We start from the raw sequence: 1,285 nt of genomic DNA, 5'->3' as shown, positions 1-1,285 counted from the left end.
CCGTGAGCCGGTTCTCCTGCACGAGACGGCGCGACCAGTCGGCCTTGCGCATGCGGCGCAGACGGCGGCTGCCGGTGATCTCGTCGACGCCGCGCGCGCCGGCGGGCTTTGCGGGGGTGAATTTGTTCATCGCTAAATACTCTCGTTCGGGCAGGCTTTTACCACGAGCTCCCGCTGCTGACCAATGCGGCACGATTGTGCCAGCGATCCGGTCGAAGTCTATTCGGGTTGCCCATTGCCTGACAGAATCTGTGCTGCGCCCCTGATGGCGACACGGAAAGCCTCGTCGAAGCCGACACCGCGCACCTGCCAGATGTAGGTCTTGCCGGCCGCGGCCAGCCGCCAGTCGGCGATCCAGCCCAGTTCCTTGTCGCTCCAGACGAGACTGCCGGAAAGCGCCTGGTCGGCGCCGGTCTTCTTCGCCAGTGTGTCGAGCTTCGTCATCTCGGCATTGCGAAGCTCCTGATCGTCCAATCCGGCCCGCGACAGCTGCGCCGCCGTGGGAAAAGCCACCTGCATGGCCAGCGGTACGGCGGCATTGCCGAACGATTCGCGCATCGGCATGCCACGGTCGTCATCGGCATCGAGCGCGTAATGCATTGTTCCGCGCTCGGTCGTCAAAAACACCGCCAGCTGCGGCCGCTCGGCCAGCCACGGCCTGCTGCCGAGCGAAGCCAGCACCGGGTCGATTTCAGCCGGCTTGTACTGGCAGGAAAGGTTGTGGGGCCGATCGTACGTGCCCTGATCGTCATGGTTGGGAATGCCTTCCATGCGGTCGCGGTAGCGAAAGCCTGCGACGAAGCTGCCGGCCTTGTCGCGCAATGCCGTCATTTCAGGTTTCGCCGGCAGGCGCTGATCGCCGGAAACCCGCACCAGAACCGCGTCGAGGCAGCGCTTGAAGCCGGACTGGCGGTTCTTCTCGTATTTGCCGTTGACGATGGTCTGCGAGCTGTAGAGATCTTCCAAAGTCGCCGCCATGACCGGGTGAACAGTCAAGCAGATGCTCAGCCCGATTGCCACCGGCGCAAGGCGCGAAAATCGAGTCATAAACAACCGTCCCGTTCGAAGACCCGCCAGAGCTGCGCTGCAATGAACTCTATCCAGTTTTTCAGTATTGCAGCTCGATTTTTAGCACTCGCTCCTGGTCCGGGCCAGAGCTTGCACCGGTGTGCTCGCCATTGACGCACCCATGCGCCACGCTTTAGCACTTCAATCCCGGCGGCCGGGGGAGGGATTCTTCACGATGGATTTTGGCGGAGGCGACGAGATCCGCTTCGAACATTTG

The 1,285-nt window shown here is 62.6% G+C and carries 1 protein-coding gene and 1 pseudogene; both read right to left on the bottom strand.

Features of this window, described 5'->3' with window-relative positions; translation table 11 throughout:
- Positions 1–130 (bottom strand): annotated as a pseudogene (locus tag EN750_RS34810) (porphobilinogen synthase); the annotation flags it as partial.
- A gap of 89 nt (positions 131–219) precedes the next feature.
- Positions 220–996, bottom strand: coding sequence for a DUF2066 domain-containing protein (locus tag EN750_RS34805; protein WP_245482900.1), 777 nt, complete (start codon positions 994–996; stop codon positions 220–222).
- Positions 997–1,285 lie beyond the last annotated feature (289 nt).

This window comes from Mesorhizobium sp. M7A.F.Ca.ET.027.03.2.1 (assembly GCF_003999175.1).
Lineage (GTDB): Bacteria > Pseudomonadota > Alphaproteobacteria > Rhizobiales > Rhizobiaceae > Mesorhizobium.
The sequence above is the reverse complement of the archived record's forward strand: the minus strand, read 5'-3'. Positions and strand labels throughout refer to the sequence as shown.